Here is a 16,246-nt window from a genome sequence, read left to right on the forward strand (position 1 = left end):
GCAAAAATTAAATAACTTAAATAATTAAGGGAGGAATCGATTATTTTCCATCAATCCTGAAAAGGATGCTGGAGCAAGATCGTTTCATCACGCTCTGGGCCCGTAGACACCATGGCGATCGGTTTTCCGGCCACTTCCTCAATACGGCGCAGGAAATTTTGCGCCTCAACCGGTAACTTACCCCACTCCCGAATACCAAAAGTCGTGCCTTTCCAGCCCCGGAAATCTTCGTAAATTGGCTCACAGCGAGCAACCGATTCAGCGCCACGTGGCAATACATCCAATTTCTTGCCATCCAAGGTGTAGCCAACACATAAACGAATGGTTTCTAAGCCATCAAGCACATCCAATTTAGTGATGCACAAACCAGTAAGACCATTAATCTGAATTGAGCGCTTCAGAGCGGCAGCATCCAACCAACCTGTACGGCGTGGACGTCCTGTTACAGAGCCAAACTCTTTACCTACTTCTGCAAGACGAACACCAATTGGATCTTGTCTTGCTGGATTGTCATGGTCATACAGTTCGCTTGGGAAAGGGCCTGCGCCAACACGAGTGCAATAAGCTTTAGTGATACCCAAAATATATTGCAATGAATCTGGGCCAACACCAGAACCGGCAGCCGCGTTACCTGCCACACAGTTACTAGAGGTTACATACGGATAAGTGCCATGATCAATATCGAGCAAAGTGCCTTGCGCACCTTCAAACAAGAGGTTTTGACCAGCTTGTTCAGCAGCATATAAGGCACTAGAAACGTCAACCACCATGGGCTTGAGGCGTTCAGCATAAGACATTGCTTCAGCAAGCGTCTTCTCATAATTCACAGGCTCAGCACCGTAGTAATTGGTGAGCATGAAGTTGTGATACTCCAAGTTTTCACGTAACTGAGCTGCAAACTTCTCTGGATAGAATAAATCTTGAACGCGTAAGGCACGACGCGCTACCTTATCTTCGTATGCAGGGCCAATGCCACGACCGGTTGTACCAATTTTGGCTTCACCACGCTTCTTCTCACGTGCATGATCGATCGCCACGTGATACGGCAGAATCAAAGTCGTTGCTTCAGAAATCTTCAAACGCGACTGGACATTCAAACCAGCAGCTTCGAGCTCACCAATCTCTTTAAAGAGCGCTTCTGGTGAGAGCACAACACCATTACCAATGTAGCAAATGACATCTTTATGCATGATGCCTGATGGAATCAAACGCAAAATTGTTTTCTTGTCACCAATAATGAGTGTGTGGCCGGCATTGTGACCACCCTGAAAGCGAACTACTGCTTGAGCATGATCAGTTAACCAATCGACCACCTTACCTTTGCCTTCATCACCCCACTGGGTACCAATGACAACGACGTTACGACCTTGTGCTTGCTGCTTTGAAGACATATTTAATCCAAAAGATAATTACAAAATAGGTTAAGGGTAAAAATTCTGTTTTAAGTTGATTGCTTCTTCTTTATTTCTTCTTTACTTCCCAAGAGCTGCCCTGCTTTACCAACTCTCGATCGCATTCATATTCAGCAGCCTCAACGGATTCACCAGCGAGTACCTGAATAACCACTTCGCCACGATTACGCAAATCAGCAATCGCTTTTTCCAAAGCAGCATCTTGTACCCAAGGCGCCAAGATGGCCATCTTGCGAACAATTAACGGTGACAAGCTTGCTAAGGTCAGTAAATCCAATGAGAATCCTGTCGCCGGGCGTGAGCGACCGAAGGCTTGGCCTACCTGGTCATAGCGACCCCCTCTGGCAATCGGCTGAGGCAATCCGTCGACATAAGCTGCAAACATCACCCCACTGTGATACTGGTAACCACGCAGGTCAGCCAAATCAATACTGAGCTCAAGATTGCTATTGGCCTTACTAGTAGTGACGATGCGCTCTAAATCCGTTAAGGCTTGATCTATAGCAGCGTGCTTTGGCAATACTTTCTTAGCATTAGCCAATACTTCTGCGCATGGGCCATTGAGCTCAGTCAATGCCAGCAATGCATCAGCTACCTTAGCAGGTAAGCATGTAGCCCACTGGCGCAAACGGGGACGATCTTTACTTTGCAACAAGCCATATAAAGATTCGACAGTGCTCTTATCGAGTTTTTGATCCGCTAAGATGCCAGCCAAAATTCCGGCATGAGATAGATCTAGGTAGACCCTCTTCAATCCTGCGACATCTAGAGTTTTGAGTAGCAAGGTAATCGCCTCAAAGTCAGCTTCCCAGCTAGCGCAACCATAAATCTCTGCACCCAACTGCAACTGTTCACGTGAAGAGCTCCCTACCGGGGTACGAGCGTGTGCCACAGACCCTGCATAGCAAAGACGAGTGACTCCCACACGATTCAATAGGTGCGCATCAATCCGTGCCACCTGTGGCGTGATATCAGCACGCAATCCCAAAGTACGACCAGATAGTTGATCTACTAACTTGAAGGTTTGTAGATTGAGATCGGAACCAGTACCCGTCAATAATGAATCCAAAAACTCCAGGATAGGAGGTGCTACGAGTTCATAGCCATAGGATTGATAGAGATCCAAAATCGAGCGACGTAAAGATTCGACTTTACGAGCCTCGGCTGGTAAAACATCTGCAATATCTTCAGGAAGTAACCAACGATTCATGATGTGAACTATTCGCTTTCTTATTTTTTACGCAGATACTTCAGGAAATCACTATTGGGCTCTACCACTATCACATCCTTCTTATCTTTGAAGGTATTGCGATAAGCCTGCAAGCTCTGATAGAACTCAGCAAAGTTTGGATCTCTGGAGAATGCTTCGTTATAGATAGCAATTGCCTTAGCATCACCCGCCCCTTTAATTTTTTGGGCTTCACGATAAGCTTCCGCCAAAATCGTATCGCGCTGGCGCTCGGCATTGGCTCGTATCTTGTCAGACTCTGCAGCGCCCATCGAGCGCAGCTCATTCGCCACACGTTTACGCTCAGCTTCCATACGACGGTAAACAGAGTCACTGATTTCAGCTAATAAATCAACACGCTTTAGGCGAACGTCAACGATCTCAACGCCGATATCAGAAGCGTCATCAGCAACCTTTTTGCGAATGCCCTGCATGACTTGCTCGCGCTGATCTGAAATCAATTCACGAACAGTGCGCTTTGTGAACTCTTCATTTAATGCTGAGCGCACCAACTGCGTTAAACGGTCTTGCGCAAGGCGCTCATCGCCTTTAAAGCTAATAAAGAACTTACGTGGATCTACGATGCGCCACTTCACATAAGAATCAACAAGTAGATTCTTCTTTTCAGCTGTAATAAAGCGTTCTGCTTCTGGGTTATCAATGGTCAAGATACGGCGGTCAAAGAAACGTACGCTCTCAAATGGCGCAGGAAACTTCACCTGGATACCTGGCTTCTCAATCACGCGCACAATCTGACCAAACGAAAAGACGACGGCAAACTTTCGTTGATCTACGATGAAAATGCTTGATGAGAGCACATAGATCAAAGCGACAAAGGCAATAACACCAGCGATAAGACGATTGGCATTCATTAGCGTGAATCCCGATCGCGACTGCGTAAGCCATCACGCTTATCTACTGACTTGCTGCCAGAAGTATTTGCAGCACTTGATGCACCTGAATTATTTGCAGCTCCCGTCGGCGCTGGTGGCGCCGTTGTAGAGCTCGCTGAATTATTGGATCCAGTTGCACCACCAACAGTTACAGAGCCCGAAGGGGTTTGTGTACCGCTAGTTGTTGCAGGCACGCCCGTTGCTTGCGCACTTTCGGCATTTACTTGGGAAACGATCTTATCAAGCGGCAAATACAACAAGCTATTGCTCTTATTGGTATCCACCAAAATCTTGGTTACATTGCTATACACCTCACTCATAGTGTCGATGTACATGCGAGTGCGCGTGACTTGCTGTCCTTTGGTGTACTCCGCCAGAATTTGTTTGAAGCGAGCTGCATCACCCTCCGCAGTCGCTACTACACGAGCCTTATAACCCTCTGCCTCTTGAACCAAGCGCGCAGCCGTACCCTTGGCGCGCGGAATGATGTCATTAGCGTATGCCTCTCCCTCGCTCTTGAGGCGCTCTTGGTCTTGACCTGCTTTAACCGCATCATCAAAAGCTGCCTGCACTTGCTCTGGAGGCTGAACGTTTTGCACGGTAACGCTGGTCACATAAATACCAGCCTTGTAGCTATCCAGAATTTTCTGAATAGAACTCGCCAGATCAATCGCAATCTTTTCGCGCCCTTCATACAACACGGTATCCATCTTGCTACGCGCCACGATCTCGCGCACAGCAGTTTCTGCTGCTTGCACTACAGCAGCATCAGGGTCGCGGTTATTAAATAAATAATCAGTTGGATCTTTTAGGCGGTACTGCACAGCAAAGCGCACATCAATAATGTTTTCATCTTCAGTGAGCATTGAAGAATCTTTTTGATTGGTTGCCTTAATTAATACTGGGCGACCCACCTCAACTGAGCGAACACCCGATAAGTTCACTGTCTCTTCCGATTGAATCGGCCAAGGTAAGTGCCAGTTGATGCCGGACTTAGCGGTGTAATCGTACTTACCGAAAGTCAGCACTACGCCTGCCTGACCTTCTTGAATAATAAAAAAGCCACTGCCTAGCCAAATAAAGGCAGCAATGGCAATCGTCACCAAAAATCCTTTTTTGGATTCAAATGGATTTACGAAATTAAAGTTGGGGGCAGAAAAACCATTGCCACCACCTCCTGAATTACCTCGTTGAGATGGCGGAGGAATATCGGTGCTATTCGGTTTATTAGCATTTGGATTTGGATTGGAAGCCGTGTTTCCATTTCCACTTCCATTCCCACCACTGCTCGCACCTCCTGGCTTTTTCTTGCCACCAAATAAGCCAGCAATGCGGTCATTGAAATCACGCCACAATTCATCTAAATCGGGCGGGCCATCTGGTTTGGTTTGCTGACCAGTTGGTTTATCTGCTGGTGCGTTGGTTTGACCTGGATCTACTTTTGGAGCTTGTTCATTCTCCTGCCCCTCTTTGGCATCTTTAGATCCTCCGTTAGAGCTATTGCCCCAATTGGGATCATTGACCGAAAACAGGCCCAAGAATTTACGCATCATTCGAAAAATAGCTTTGCTTAGGTATCGGATTAAATTCGGATGACTCGGGTCTTTCAGGTAGAGGAGCTAAAAACTCCTCAGGAGTCATCTGAGTTTTGGCACGATTTTGTTCAGCCCTCATTTTATCAGTCATTTGGGAGCATTCCGCTAAGGTTGAGCGCAGTAAATCAAGGCCTAAGCCGGACTGGGCTGATAGGAAAATCTGGGCTGGGAAGCCTTGGGCGTCCCTCTCTAAAACCGCCCCATGGGTAAAGGTTTGGGGCATCAGGTCGATCTTATTCATCACCTCAATGCGGGGGATCTCATCCGCCCCGATTTCAGCTAAAACCGCCTCTACCTCTGCTTTTTGCTCCTTGGCAACGGGGCTGCAGGCATCAATCACATGCAATATCAGGTCCGCATGGATCGTTTCATCCAAAGTAGCCCTAAATGCCTCCACCAACTGGTGGGGCAACTCCCGAATAAAGCCCACCGTATCAGACACCACAATCGACCCCACCCCATCCAAATGCACCTTTCTGGAGGTGGTATCCAAGGTGGCGAAGAGCTGATCAGCAGCATAGGTACCAGCCTTAGTTAAAGCATTGAATAAAGTTGACTTGCCAGCATTGGTATAGCCAACCAACGATACCGAAAACACATCTTTGCGATTACGTGCCCGACGTTGCGTGCGTTGCTGACGCTGAAGTTTTTCTAATTCGTTTTCTAGGCGCTTGGCTTTGGTTGCCAACATCCTGCGGTCGAGCTCCATCTGGGTTTCACCGGGACCACCGCGTACACCAATACCACCACGCTGCCGCTCCAAGTGACTCCATGCTCTGACTAATCGTGACATGCGATAGCGCACTTGCGCCAATTCCACTTGAGTCTTACCGATATGACTTTGTGCGCGTTGGCTAAAGATATCTAATATCAAGCCAGTGCGATCCATCACATGGCGCCCAATATGACGCTCGAGATTACGCTGCTGAGTTGGAGATAAGGGGTGATTGAAGATGGCCAGCTCTGCGTCTTGCTCTTCCATCACCCGCTTAAGCTCATTGGCTTTACCTGAACCGATAAATAAAGCAGGATCGGTTCTACCCTTACGGGCAATCACACTAGCTGCGGGTATAGAGCCAGCGCTATCAGCCAGAAGGCTGAGTTCGGCCATGCTATCTGCAAAATCTTCGCGTCCTGTATCTACTCCAACCAGAACTGCGCGTGCCGCATCTACTCCAGTTTTATACAGGGCTGCCTTCTTCTATACGAAAATCAATAGCACGAGCAGGAACGATCGTCGAGATCGCATGCTTGTAAACCATTTGCGTCACGGTGTTACGCAACAAGACAACGTATTGATCGAATGACTCAATATTGCCCTGCAACTTAATACCGTTAACCAGATAAATCGACACAGGAATGTGTTCTTTACGCAAAGCGTTCAGAAATGGATCTTGAAGTAATTGGATTTGTTTAGCGCTCATACCGCTCCTAATTTATTTTTGAATTTTTATTGATTTGTTTTTTATGGGAGTCTTGCTTTTGTTGTGCTGCTTTTATTGCGTTGCTTTTAATTTGTTGCCGTTTTAATCGTGTCTTAATTCTGCTTAAAAATGGATTCTTGAACTTGGTATATTGAGCCTAATTTTATAAAAATCAAGCCCTTACTCGAATCTAGGGATAAAACAGGAGAAAACTAGCGCTTTTTCCCTTTTTTACCCTTATCCGCATCCACATAAGGATTTTTGGCGGTATTCATCTGGATTCGTAATGGGGTTCCCCGTAACTTGAAGACATCCCTAAAACGGCCTTCTAAATAACGCTTATAGCTATCGGTTACGCCACTTAAAGATGTTCCATGAATCACCACGATAGGCGGGTTCATGCCACCTTGGTGCGCATAACGCAATTTGGGTCGACCCATACCTACTCGTTTAGGTTGCTGATGCTCCACTGCTTCTTGCAAGATTCGGGTTAAGCGTGGGGTTGGCAGTTTTGCCATCGCTGCCGCATAAGCAGAATCGACATCCTTAAAGAGCTCTTTTAAACCAGTGCCCTTCTTCGCTGAAATCGGATGCACATTAGCAAAATCCAAGAAACGTAATTTTTGCGCAATCTCTAGACGCGCACGCTCTTTCACGTAGGCATCAATACCATCCCATTTATTGACAGCAACGACTAAAGCACGACCGGCTTCAACAATAAAGCCAGCGATATGGGCATCTTGCTCGGAAATATCTTGCTGCGCATCGAGCATCAAAATCACGACGTTGCAATCCGCAATTGCTTGTAATGTTTTGACAACAGAAAACTTTTCAATCGCCTCAAATACCTTGCCACGACGACGCAGGCCTGCGGTATCTACTAGGATGTAAGGCTTGCCATTGCGCTCAAAAGGAACTTCAATCGCATCACGCGTAGTTCCTGGCATGTCAAACGCAATAACGCGCTCTTCACCAATCAATTTGTTAATCAGGGTGGATTTACCCACGTTTGGACGACCCACCACCGCAATCTTCATAGGGCGATTAGGGTCGTTCGCTAACTCTTCTTCGTCCGGCTCCTCAATACCTAAAGAATCGAGTGCATCATCCAACAGGCCACGGACACCATCACCATGCGCAGAAGAAATCGGAAAGGGTTCACCAAGTCCAAGCTCATGAAAATCTGCAGTCACTAAACCGGCTTGCATGCCCTCAGTTTTGTTCACCGCCAAAATGACGGGTCTGCCAGACTTGCGCAAGAAATCCGCAATGACTCTGTCTTGTGGCGCTAAACCTAAACGGCCATCGACCAAGAAAATCACAATGTCAGACTCAGCAACCGCTTGTTTGGTTTGCTTTGCCATCTCAGCCACGATGCCAGTCTTGGCAACCGGCTCAAAACCACCGGTGTCTACACAAATAAATGCGCGATCGCCAATGCGACCTTTGCCATAGTGACGGTCACGCGTTAAACCAGAAAAGTCGGCAACGAGAGCATCACGCGAACGCGTTAAGCGATTAAAGAGAGTGGACTTCCCGACATTGGGACGACCAACGATGGTGATGACTGGATTCATTTGGGGCTATAGGCGGCAATCTTCCCGCCTTGAGACTGAATCACAATCAAACCACCTACCGCAATCGGAGCTGCTGATATCGGGCTGCTGTCATGACGAATACGTGCCACCATCTCACCATTGGCTTGTGCAAATGCATGCACATAACCTTGTGCATCGCCCATCAATAGCACTCTTCCAACCGCAAGAGGTTCTCCTACATCACGGAATGTCAGCTGGGTATTCTCCCAAAACTGTCCGCCATCTTTTGTTGCAAAGGCAAATACATGCGACTTCTCATTAGCAGAGAATACTAAATCTGAGCTTTGCGCAGTTCCGGTATAGCTTGAGAAATCTTTAAACCAGAGCAAGTTGCCAGTACGTGCTTGACCGCAACCGATACGCCCCTGATAAGACACTGCGCACAGAATCTCCCCTTCCATGCTGGGCTTAGCCGTCACATCATTTAAGCGCTCAATTTCAGAGAAACCTTTTGGAAAAGACACTGGGGTCTCCCAAATTAACCCGCCATTGGCAAGTGCAATCATGCCAAAACGACCGCCTGCAAAACCGGTCACAATCACTTCATTGTTAATTGGCAACATGCCATAACCTACACGCAATGACAATGCGGATTGTTGACGCTGGTAATTCCACTTACGAGCACCTGTTTGTGCATCTAAACCAATGAAACGGTTATCAAGTGCACGAATAACGACTACGCCACCGGCAACTACAGGCTCGCTTAATACTTCGCTACCGACATTGACATTCCACAGGGCCTTGCCTGTATCGTCGTAGGCATAAACATTACCCTTAATAGATACTGCGACAGTCGTACGGCCGTCTGAACCAGGACCAATAGCCAAACGCTCAGGTACAGAGACTTCCCACACCTTATTACCAGAAGCCAAATCAATCTTCGCCAAATTGCCGCGGTGCGATGCTGCATAGACCGAGTTACCCGCTACTACCGGATGAAAATTAAATGACTCGGATGAGCCAACGCTGGTAGACCACACTGGTTGCAAATCAAATTGATTTTTGACTTCAACCAACTCGGCAGGTTTACGAACACGAGAGTTTCCAGAGCAAGCGACTAGCGCTGCTGCAACTACTCCTAGCACGAAAACTTTACTTACCAACCCTACCATGCGCTTAGCTACCATCACTGTGCAACTCCTCCAACCGCATCAAGCTTCACCTTCAAGAGACGGCGCGCCTCTTCAGGAAACTCTTTAGCTTGATCTAATTTTTTCCAAGCATCTTGATAGCTAGTTTTAGCTTGCTCATTTTTCTTTTGCGCCAAATACCAATCCCCACGACGCTCAAGCCAAAGGGCTTCGAAGCCTACAATGGGCTTGCTCTGCAAAATCTGATCTGCTTCAGCAAAGTCTTTTTCAGTGCCTTGTTCAATCAGTTGAGATACCAAACGCATCTTGGCTAAAGCAAGATAGGCATCATTAGAAGCATTCTTAGCAGCCCAGCGTAAATAATCTAATGCCTTAGCACTATCACCCGCATCAGAGGCAATACGAGCAGCAATCAAACTGGACATTGGTGCATATGGTGTGCGGGCAAAATCTTTTTGCAAATCATCTGCTGCACGTAAAGTTTGCTCTTTATCACCCTTTGCAATGGCAGTTACCATCGTCTCGTACAACTTGGATGCCTCAAGCGCTTGACTATTGCGCCACCATTCGTAACCACTATAAGCGGCATAGGCAAATAATGCGACTGTGGCAACGCCGGTAATGAGGTTGCGATACTTTTGCCAAAACGCTTTGAATTGGTCTAATTGTTCTTGTTCTTCTAAATCTAATGGCATATCAATCCAAACTCATAAATCACGTTGTTTCAGGTAACAGCTACTTATATAGGTATATCGCTATTCCACTATTCTATTCGGAGGCACCAACCAAGGCGTCAATTGCTGCCTCAAGCACCCCATCCAAAGGCACGGTCTTTTGCTCCCCTGTACCACGCAGGTCTTTTAGGGCTGCCTCGTTCTTGGCCAGCTCATCTGGACCAATAATGACGGCAAACGCTGCTCCACTGGCATCAGCCTTCTTCATTTGAGACTTGAAGCTGGCAGATTGACCATCTGGCGGACAGAACAAAATCGTATCGATGCCCGCACTGCGCAAACGCTCGGCAATGATCATGGCAGCAGTCAAGGTCTCGCCACCTTGATGCAAAACAAAAATATCGCATTGGGCTTGGGTCTCAGGCAAAGATCCGGAAACCTTCATGAGTTCGAGAACACGCTCCATCCCCATTGCCCAACCACATGCCGGAGCAGCCTTACCACCCATGCGTTCAATTAATGGATCATAGCGACCCCCACCTGCAATCGTGCCTTGCGCACCTAACTCATCAGTAATCCATTCAAAGACGGTGAGGTTGTAGTAATCCAAACCACGAACCAAGCGTGGATTAATTTTGCAAGGAATATTGTTTGCCTTGAGCAATGCTTGAACTGCCTCAAAATGCTTGAGTGATTCTTCACCCAAGAAATCTAATAACTTTGGTGCGCTCTCAATCAAAGCTTGCATCTCTGGATTTTTAGAATCCAAGATGCGCAGTGGATTGGTTAATAAACGACGTTGAGAATCTTCATCCAGCTGTGACTGGTTTTTCTCGAAGTACGCCACCAAGGCTGCGCGGTGCTCGGCACGCTCATTTGCTTGGCCTAATGAATTAATTTCAAGGCGCACTCCTTTGAGACCCAACTCATCCCAAAGGCGTTGTCCCATGAGAATGATTTCAGCATCAATATCTGGGCCCGCAAAACCCAATGCCTCAATACCAAATTGATGGAACTGGCGATAGCGGCCACGCTGTGGGCGCTCATGGCGGAACATCGGACCTGTGTACCAAAGACGCTTTGGTCCTTCGTAGAGAAGATTATTTTCAATAACGGAGCGTACTAATGCCGCAGTTCCTTCAGGTCGCAATGTAAGCTGCTCACCATTAAGACGATCCTCGAAGGAATACATTTCTTTTTCTACGATGTCGGTGACTTCACCAATGCCTCGTTGAAATACCGCTGTAGCCTCCACAATCGGCGTTCTTAAAAACTCATAACCATAAGCACGAGTAAGGTCACGCAGAACATGCTCAAGATGCGCCCATTGCGCAGCATCAGCCGGCAATAAATCATTCATGCCACGCACGCCATTGATTTTTTGTGCCTTTTGAACTTTAGCTTGATTGTTCTGGTCAGTCATTGTCTTGTTCTTATTGTTTTTAATTAATTCTTTGCAACGTAGTTTTGTTTGACATAGTCATCAACGATGACTTGAAACTCTTGAGCAATATTCTCGCCACGTAAGGTCTTTACTTTAACCCCATCCACAAATACAGGGGCTGCAGGGGTCTCCCCTGTGCCGGGCAAGGAAATACCGATATTGGCATGCTTGCTTTCACCAGGGCCGTTCACGATGCAACCCATGACTGCCACATTCATGTTTTCCACGCCAGGATGTGTCTTTTTCCAAATCGGCATTTGCTGACGCAGATAAGACTGAATATTAGCCGCCAATTCTTGGAAAGTGGTGCTGGTTGTTCTACCGCATCCAGGACATGCAATCACCATCGGCGTGAAATTACGCAAGCCCATGGTTTGCAAAATTTCTTGAGCAACGATTACTTCGTTCTCACGCGGAGCGCCAGGTTCAGGCGTTAAAGAAACACGAATCGTGTCGCCAATACCTTCTTGCAACAAAATTCCCATGGCTGCAGTCGAAGCCACGATACCTTTACTGCCCATGCCGGCTTCAGTAAGCCCCAAATGCAATGGGTAGTCTGAGCGACGTGACAAATCACGATAGACAGCTACTAGGTCTTGTACGTTGCTCACTTTGCATGAGAGCAGAATTTGATTGGGGTTCATGCCCAACTCAACCGCTTTCTCAGCTGATTGCAAGGCCGACTGAATCAAGGCCTCAATCATCACCTCTTGCGCAGTCTTTGGAACTTCGAGCGTTGCATTGCTATCCATAATGGAAGCCAATAGATCTTGATCCAAGCTACCCCAATTCACACCAATCCGAATAGGCTTGTCATATTTGCATGCCGCTTCAATCATCTGCGCAAATTGAGGATCTCGCTTCGCGCCCTTACCTACATTGCCTGGATTGATGCGGTACTTAGAGAGTGCTTTTGCACAGTCCGGAAAATCATTTAATAGCGTATGGCCGTTGTAATGAAAGTCACCAATCAACGGCACCAAGATATCCATCTTGTCTAACTGCTCGCGGATATAAGGAACTGCTGCCGCCGCTTCAGGTGTGTTCACGGTAATACGAACCATCTCTGAGCCTGCGCGTGCTAATTCTTTTATCTGAATGGCAGTACCGACTGCATCTGCAGTGTCGGTATTGGTCATCGATTGCACGCGCACTGGGGCATCACCACCAACCGTCACGATATTCGTTTTCCAAACCACCCTCGCTTGGCGAGTGGCACGTTTGGGAGAAGGACCCAAAGGCAACTTGGTTTGATTTAAGGAATCGCTCATATCAATGAATGCTTAACTTATTTCTTAACTTATTTCTTAATTTAGCTTTTTCAGCCATTCAATCGGCCGTTCATTCGATGGTGTGTCGACAATGATTTCAGAATCATGTACCGCGCGCTCACGTACGCGAGTACGATCGATCACATCCCCTGCTAACTGACCACAGGCAGCGACAATATCATCGCCACGGGTCTTACGCACCGTTGCCACCATACCGGCATCTAAGAGAATACTGGCAAAGGTATTAACCCGTTGAGCCGGCGAACGCTTCAAGCCAGACTCAGGGAAAGGATTAAATGGAATGAGGTTGATCTTGCACTTGATGTTTTTCAACAAGCGCACTAATTCTTTTGCTTGGATGTCAGAATCATTCACACCATCAAGCATGCAGTATTCAAAGGTCAAGAAATCTCTTGGTGCAAATGGCAGGTAACGCTCACAAGCATCAAGTAATTCACGCAGTGGGTATTTTTGATTCAATGGCACCAACTGGTCGCGTAATGCGTCATTCGGCGCATGCAAAGATACTGCTAACGCCACTGGGCAATCTTGCGCTAATCGATCAATCATCGGCACAACGCCCGATGTTGAAACTGTTACGCGACGACGAGATAATCCATAAGCCCTATCATCGAGCATGAGACGTAATGCAGATACGACATTGTCGTAGTTGAGCAATGGTTCACCCATGCCCATCATCACGACATTTGAAATTACGCGCCCAGTGTGCTCCCAACCTGGCGTAGGATATTTTTCAATACGACGCACTGCATCAGGGTCATTGCGTAATAGGTGCTCAGCAAACCACAATTGGCCAATGATTTCGCCTGAAGTCAGATTGCGCGAGAAGCCTTGATACCCTGTTGAACAGAAGCGGCAATTGACTGCACAGCCAGCTTGAGAAGAGATACACAAAGTGCCACGGTCATCTTCTGGAATATAAACAGACTCAACCGCATTACCTGCCCCCACATCCAATAGCCACTTGCGTGTGCCATCTTGAGCATGTTCGTCTTTGATAACCGGAAGAGAGAGAACTTCTGCTTTATCGAGCAAGGTCGCTCGAAAGCTTTTTGCTAAATCACTCATGTCGTTGATGTCAGATACGCCGCGCTGGTGTATCCACTGCATGAGTTGCTTTGCCCTGAAGGGCTTTTCATTTAACCCCGCGACATACGCCGCCATTTGGTCAGCGTCAAAATCTAAGAGATTTACGCGCGGGGAGGTCAATGCGCCTACTTATCAATAAAAGTATTGAACAGCAAGTAACGATTAACGATTGAAAACGTTCATGCCAGGGAAGAAGAATGCAACTTCCACAGCAGCAGTTTCAGGAGCGTCAGAACCGTGTACTGCGTTTGCATCGATGCTGTCAGCAAAATCAGCACGGATTGTGCCTTTTTCTGCTTTCTTAGGATCGGTAGCACCCATCAAGTCGCGGTTCTTAGCGATTGCGCCTTCACCTTGCAAAACTTGAATCATGACTGGGCCAGAAATCATAAAGCTCACCAAATCTTTGAAGAAAGGACGTTCTTTGTGAACGGCATAGAACTGCTCTGCTTCAGACTGTGAAAGATGTGCCATTTTGGACGCGACGATCTTCAAACCAGCTGATTCAAAACGGTCATAGATTTTGCCGATGACGTTTTTAGCGACAGCATCAGGTTTGATGATTGAGAGGGTGCGTTCGATTGCCATTCAGGACTCCAATAGTGATTTCAAAGGTATTTGTTGGGTAAGGTCTATGTCAGTCCAAACGGACACCCCACTCCAACGACCCCCGAATTATACATTGTCTGACCGTATTTACCCCTATAACGGTAGGGCTAAGGTCTTGAATTTACAGGGTATAACCCCTCGTTTTGTAGTCTTTTTATGCCAGATCTTGAAATTAGGGTGTTTTGTCTATACTTAGTGTCAACAGTCCTTGATGGGCTTATGTGTTTACTACGAAAGAAGGAGTCTTTATGAGTGACCTTAACTCTTACGGCTTTGGTCAAGCTGGCTCGATCAGTACCGTTCAAGTACGCAACCGCGTGCTACGCAATACTTATGCGCTCTTGGCGCTCTCCATGGTGCCTACTGTTATCGGCGCTTGGCTTGGTGTTGCCATGGGTCTTGACCTGTTTGCTGGCAGCCCATTCATGGGTTTCATCGTATTCATGGCAGTGGCTTTTGGCTTCTTCTGGGCTATCGATAAGAACAAAGACACTGGTCTAGGCGTTCTGCTCTTATTGGGCTTCACCTTCTTCATGGGCATCATGCTCTCTCGCTTAGTTGGCTTTACGCTTAACAGCTACAGCAATGGCGCAGCACTCATCATGCTGTCTTTTGGTGGCACAGCCGCAATCTTTGCGACCATGGCTACGATTGCTACTGTGAGCAAGAGTGATTTTGCTGGCCTAGGTAAATGGTTGATGGTGGGCGTTCTGCTCTTGATCGTTGCCTCTTTGGCCAACATCTGGTTGCAGTTGCCCTCTTTAATGTTGACTGTGATGGTTTTAGCAATCGCTATCTTCTCCGCCTTCATCCTGGTTGATGTGCAGCGTGTAGTAAATGGCGGTGAAACCAACTACATCATGGCGACATTAGCGATCTACTTAGATGTGTACAACGTGTTCACCAACTTACTTGCCCTCTTGGGCATCTTTGGCGGTAACCGAGACTAAGAGAATTCAAGACACACTTTAATTAAAGTGTGTTGTTCTCTTTAGGCGCCTACGGGCGCTTTTTTATTGCCTGCTTACTATCTTTCTACTGCCTAACTTATGTTTGTATTAATTTGCTACAAACATACTCACAGCGTAAGACAGTGCAATCAAAATTAATAGGATTGCAAAACTATCCGAGGCTCTCATGATTTACTCCCAGCCAATTGATTGACGGCAAACCATCACCGCACGCTTTCAATCTACTCTTACAGAGGACTGGGGTTGAACTTATACGCACTACCTTTTTGAACTGCGCACCACAGAGGTACTGACTAAGCGCTAATTTGGTGCATCTTTATTTATTAGAAGCGCCAACCGATAGAAACGCCATAAGAGTTGATGTTTACCTTATCGCTAGAGCCATCGCTCCAGTAAACCGTTTTGTAGTTCTGTTGTGAAATCTCCGCCCTGGTAAATAGATTCTTGGTTAGCAGATATTCCACACCGAGTCCGTAACTAGGTCCATTAATCCATTGGTAATAACCTGGTGATGAATATTTTGACCAAGAGTATCCAAGCTTTACATAGCCCAGAAGTTTTTCTGTGATGGCGTAGCCAACTTTTGCACCCGCCTCTATCGGGTGATGCGCATCAGGGTCAGATCCAGAAGTATCTGTTGTGCCCAAATCATAGGTTCCATAGATGCCAACTAACCATTGATCGTTGATGGCTTTGTAAGCATCTGCAGTAATACTCGGAATACCACTATTACTAGTTGCAGATCCGCCTGGATTGGATTTATCTGTAATGGAGTTTAGGGAGTAATCAAACGAAAGGCCAAAACCTTCAAAATTTTGGGACTGCCCGTAGGCAATCGGTGCTAGCAATACCAAAAGTAAGAACGCAATTTTTTTCACAACACATCCCACCACTTTTTTTAATAATACGAAAGACTATATCAGAGG

Annotated in this window: 15 protein-coding genes; 1 reads left to right on the top strand and 14 read right to left on the bottom strand. The window is 46.9% G+C overall.

The window, feature by feature from the left end; all coding sequences use genetic code 11:
• Positions 1-50 precede the first annotated feature (50 nt).
• The 13 genes from IC571_RS06455 to ndk form a co-directional block, all read right to left on the bottom strand.
• Positions 51-1,391, bottom strand: coding sequence for an adenylosuccinate synthase (locus tag IC571_RS06455; protein ID WP_215315512.1), 1,341 nt, complete (start codon positions 1,389-1,391; stop codon positions 51-53).
• A 70-nt stretch (positions 1,392-1,461) separates the two neighbouring features.
• Positions 1,462-2,622 carry an ATP phosphoribosyltransferase regulatory subunit gene (locus tag IC571_RS06460; protein WP_215315513.1) on the bottom strand — a complete coding sequence of 387 codons (1,161 nt, stop codon included), beginning with the start codon at positions 2,620-2,622 and terminating at the stop codon, positions 1,462-1,464.
• A 20-nt stretch (positions 2,623-2,642) separates the two neighbouring features.
• Positions 2,643-3,512, bottom strand: coding sequence for a protease modulator HflC (gene hflC / locus IC571_RS06465; RefSeq protein ID WP_215315514.1), 870 nt, complete (start codon positions 3,510-3,512; stop codon positions 2,643-2,645).
• Complete coding sequence (hflK, locus tag IC571_RS06470; protein ID WP_215315515.1) at positions 3,512-5,086, bottom strand: FtsH protease activity modulator HflK; 1,575 nt, start codon at positions 5,084-5,086, stop codon at positions 3,512-3,514. The genes hflC and hflK overlap by 1 nt, the downstream gene beginning before the upstream one ends.
• A complete protein-coding gene (gene hflX, locus IC571_RS06475) occupies positions 5,076-6,239 on the bottom strand; it encodes a GTPase HflX (protein WP_251373267.1) in 1,164 nt (387 codons plus the stop codon). Before hflX ends, hflK begins: the two co-directional genes overlap by 11 nt.
• 70 nt (positions 6,240-6,309) lie before the next feature.
• Entirely contained in the window at positions 6,310-6,552 is a 243-nt protein-coding gene (hfq, locus tag IC571_RS06480; protein ID WP_215315516.1) for an RNA chaperone Hfq, read from the bottom strand.
• A gap of 212 nt (positions 6,553-6,764) precedes the next feature.
• Entirely contained in the window at positions 6,765-8,129 is a 1,365-nt protein-coding gene (gene der, locus IC571_RS06485) for a ribosome biogenesis GTPase Der (protein ID WP_215315517.1), read from the bottom strand.
• Complete coding sequence (gene bamB / locus IC571_RS06490; RefSeq protein ID WP_215317849.1) at positions 8,126-9,277, bottom strand: outer membrane protein assembly factor BamB; 1,152 nt, start codon at positions 9,275-9,277, stop codon at positions 8,126-8,128. Before bamB ends, der begins: the two co-directional genes overlap by 4 nt.
• Positions 9,277-9,936, bottom strand: coding sequence for a tetratricopeptide repeat protein (locus IC571_RS06495; protein ID WP_215315518.1), 660 nt, complete (start codon positions 9,934-9,936; stop codon positions 9,277-9,279). Before IC571_RS06495 ends, bamB begins: the two co-directional genes overlap by 1 nt.
• Before the next feature lie 73 nt (positions 9,937-10,009).
• Positions 10,010-11,338: a histidine--tRNA ligase gene (gene hisS / locus IC571_RS06500; protein WP_215315519.1), complete on the bottom strand. Its 1,329-nt coding sequence runs from the start codon at positions 11,336-11,338 to the stop codon at positions 10,010-10,012.
• Positions 11,339-11,361: 23 nt separating this feature from the next.
• Positions 11,362-12,630 carry a flavodoxin-dependent (E)-4-hydroxy-3-methylbut-2-enyl-diphosphate synthase gene (gene ispG, locus IC571_RS06505; protein ID WP_215315520.1) on the bottom strand — a complete coding sequence of 423 codons (1,269 nt, stop codon included), beginning with the start codon at positions 12,628-12,630 and terminating at the stop codon, positions 11,362-11,364.
• A 36-nt stretch (positions 12,631-12,666) separates the two neighbouring features.
• Positions 12,667-13,815, bottom strand: a complete 1,149-nt coding sequence (rlmN, locus tag IC571_RS06510) for a 23S rRNA (adenine(2503)-C(2))-methyltransferase RlmN (RefSeq protein ID WP_251373558.1) — start codon at positions 13,813-13,815, stop codon at positions 12,667-12,669.
• 87 nt (positions 13,816-13,902) lie between these two features.
• Positions 13,903-14,328, bottom strand: a complete 426-nt coding sequence (gene ndk, locus IC571_RS06515; RefSeq protein ID WP_215315522.1) for a nucleoside-diphosphate kinase — start codon at positions 14,326-14,328, stop codon at positions 13,903-13,905.
• 269 nt (positions 14,329-14,597) lie between these two features.
• Here ndk and IC571_RS06520 point away from each other — a divergent pair, with 269 nt between their 5' ends.
• Complete coding sequence (locus tag IC571_RS06520) at positions 14,598-15,299, top strand: Bax inhibitor-1 family protein (RefSeq protein WP_215315523.1); 702 nt, start codon at positions 14,598-14,600, stop codon at positions 15,297-15,299.
• A 344-nt stretch (positions 15,300-15,643) separates the two neighbouring features.
• Here the strand turns inward: IC571_RS06520 and IC571_RS06525 are convergent, their stop codons facing one another.
• Complete coding sequence (locus IC571_RS06525; RefSeq protein ID WP_215315524.1) at positions 15,644-16,198, bottom strand: outer membrane protein; 555 nt, start codon at positions 16,196-16,198, stop codon at positions 15,644-15,646.
• Positions 16,199-16,246: the final 48 nt, after the last annotated feature.

Source organism: Polynucleobacter sp. MWH-UH2A, from assembly GCF_018687195.1.
GTDB lineage: Bacteria > Pseudomonadota > Gammaproteobacteria > Burkholderiales > Burkholderiaceae > Polynucleobacter.